Annotated in this window: 3 protein-coding genes and 1 pseudogene; all 4 read right to left on the bottom strand. The window is 46.2% G+C overall.

The window, feature by feature from the left end; all coding sequences use genetic code 11:
• Positions 1-385 (bottom strand): annotated as a pseudogene (locus F7D73_RS02935) (hypothetical protein); the annotation flags it as partial.
• A gap of 35 nt (positions 386-420) precedes the next feature.
• A complete protein-coding gene (locus tag F7D73_RS02930) occupies positions 421-1,371 on the bottom strand; it encodes a relaxase/mobilization nuclease domain-containing protein (RefSeq protein ID WP_153122214.1) in 951 nt (316 codons plus the stop codon).
• The gene (locus tag F7D73_RS02925; RefSeq protein WP_153122213.1) at positions 1,368-1,781 is read right to left on the bottom strand and encodes a plasmid mobilization protein; all 414 of its coding nucleotides are present in this window, start codon (positions 1,779-1,781) and stop codon (positions 1,368-1,370) included. Before F7D73_RS02925 ends, F7D73_RS02930 begins: the two co-directional genes overlap by 4 nt.
• 184 nt (positions 1,782-1,965) lie before the next feature.
• On the bottom strand, positions 1,966-2,448 hold the full coding sequence (locus F7D73_RS02920; RefSeq protein ID WP_106811813.1) for a DUF3408 domain-containing protein: 483 nt from the start codon (positions 2,446-2,448) through the stop codon (positions 1,966-1,968).
• Positions 2,449-2,510 lie beyond the last annotated feature (62 nt).

Below are 2,510 nucleotides of genomic sequence, written 5' to 3'. Positions count from 1 at the left end.
CGAAGCGATGGGTGACAAGTTTCTTCTGAGGTGAATTGTTCATCACTTCAAGTTTATCTTGCAATGCTTTTAAGGAAACATCATTCTCTTGTCTCATCTGCTTGACAGCATCAACCAAGAGCTTGCTTCGCTGCTCATTTTTGCCGAGTTCAGCCTTGATAAGGTCAACAAAAACAACAATGGCATCTCTTAATTTGGATATTTTACCTCTGACTTCCTCTTCTTTGATAAACATCGCATTGATTGACTTATCCAACTTGGTTATGTCATTACTTGCAGGAACGGTTTCCGCTCCTGCGTTCTTTGTGGAGACAGAAAGTTCATCGACTTTCTGCTCCAATCTCTCAACTGTGCCGTAGATGGCTTCCAATAGTTCTTCTTTCATATTTCTTTTGTTGTTTGAATGGTTTGTAACTTGCATCAAAGGCTAAAGCCTCTTCTGCGTTTCTTCTTTTTCTTCTTGGATGATTCATCCTCTGGGAATTGCTCAAAGGTCTGAGCATTGGCTGGAGCAAAAAGTCCAATGGAAGAAATACCGCCCCAAGGATCCTGACTGCTCTCCGACATGAATGGCATCTGCTCATTCTTGTGACAGCCCTGCTCATATTGCTGAGCAGATTTGGCTCTTGCTGATAAAAGGTTCTCCGTTCCCTCAAATCTCGCATTCAGTTTGCCAAAGCTATAGTCTCGGCTAATCTGTGTACCCTTGAAGCTATATCCATCCTTGCAGAAACGGATGCCTTGAACCTTGGTTTGCTCCTTGTCCTTATAGACAAGTTCCAAGCGAACACCTCGCTTTGCAAGTTCATTCTTGAACTTTTGCCAATTATCAGCGACTTTCAAGGCATCTTTGACAGCATTGTGAATCTCGTATTTGGCACGCTCAGCATTGCGCAATTTACGAGTATTAGTCTTGCTCTTATCCGTTCCGTAGGTCAGTCCATACTTGGATTTTAGAGCCTTGGTCACTTGCTCATTACGCCTGTAATCATTCCTGTCTGATATGAGCTTGCCCTCGTTATTGATGCGGTTATATACGATATGACAATGTGGATTGTCTGTATTGTGATGCCTCACGATGATGAATTGGGTATCGTTGATACCCATCATTTGCATGTATTCAAGGGCTATCTTAGCCATGAACTCATCCGTCAAACGTGGCTTGTCCTCGGGCTTGAAGCTCAAAGCTATGTGCCCTACAGGCTTCTTAATCCTTGGATTTAGTTGCCTCTGTAGCTCGAAACTTTGCGTCATCTCGGCATTCGTACCGAGCAACACGCCATCTGAGGCGATGATTTTCGCCTCGTCCTTGCCTGTCACGTAGCGGACGCAACCACCAAATGAGCAGCCCTTCTTTAGCTTGCCTATCATGTGGTATCCTCCTTTCTGCCCATACTGCTTGGCTTCGGTTTATAACTTGCTTGGCGATACTCGCCAAGGATTTCTTTCAATCTTCTCAACAAGTCCACCACATATACTTGGGTTTCATGTAAACCTCTCTGATGCGACAGCTTGGTAAGTTGGTTGAGATTGTTAGCCATACCGATGAGGTTCTTGGCGATGGCTACCGTCTCTGCATTGTGTCCGCTGACCACCTCGCCATTCAAGGCTGACTCACGGATATACTCCGCCAACTTGCGATTGGCTTTTCTTGCCCTCAGTTTCAATGCCTCGTAGCTTGGCTTCGAGAACTTCACCGTAACAGACTTCGACAGCTTGCGAACCCTGCCTGTGGGCGGTCTTCCGCCCTTTTTCTTGTTCTGTTCATGTATGCTTGTCATTCGATACACTGTTTACAGTTGGTACACTCACTTTCTGCGACCGTTGGGAGCAAAATTCCTCCGCCCTCATGGTGGAGCGAGGCGTTTTGGGGTTCCCAAAACATAACCTCGCTCCCTCTCAGAACACGTTAGTTGGAACTACAGCCTTTCAGCTATCCACGTCCAAGGTCGCAGACCTTAATTCTCACAATTTGCGCCAAGCCTCGAAGTCCTCTTCATAAAGGCTTAGGTGGTGGCGCACGATGTTCTCGATGATGCCCGATACGCTCATGCGTCTCCCTCCGAGGATGCGGACGACACGATCAAGACGGTCTCGTACATCGGAACTGACGAAGACTGGCTTGCGGTCGTCAATCCTTGGAACTTGGAGGAAGGTCTGCTGATACTCCTCTAATGTCGCCTTGCGCTGCTTGCCACTGATGCGCTTCTGCGGATTCGGTGGCGATTGAGCCTCGTTCGTTGATGTTTCCTCTCTATAGGGAGTTGTTGCAGCAACTTTCTCTACAATTGCTCTCAACTCTGGGTTCTCTACATCATCATAGAGAGAATTACAACTACTTGGATTGGCTTTGTTGCCATACGTAGATGGTTTAACAAAATCCAAATACTCTTTTTCCATCAGCTCCTTTTGCTCAGGAGCCAAGACTACATCTTTTGTTCTTGCCATAGCTTATGCTGTTTTATTTGTTAGTATAGTGGTCACGGTTTGCACCATTGACCGATTGTCGG

The sequence above is a fragment of the Segatella copri genome, from assembly GCF_009494395.1.
In the GTDB taxonomy this organism is placed as follows: Bacteria; Bacteroidota; Bacteroidia; order Bacteroidales; family Bacteroidaceae; genus Prevotella.
This window is presented reverse-complemented; position numbering and strand designations above follow the sequence as displayed.

Excerpts from the sequence above, each read along its gene's own strand:
- F7D73_RS02930 (WP_153122214.1), bottom strand. The coding sequence starts at position 1,371 with ATGATAGGCAAGCTAAAGAAGGGCTGCTCATTTGGTGGTTGCGTCCGC.
- F7D73_RS02925 (WP_153122213.1), bottom strand. The coding sequence starts at position 1,781 with ATGACAAGCATACATGAACAGAACAAGAAAAAGGGCGGAAGACCGCCC.
- F7D73_RS02920 (WP_106811813.1), bottom strand. The coding sequence starts at position 2,448 with ATGGCAAGAACAAAAGATGTAGTCTTGGCTCCTGAGCAAAAGGAGCTG.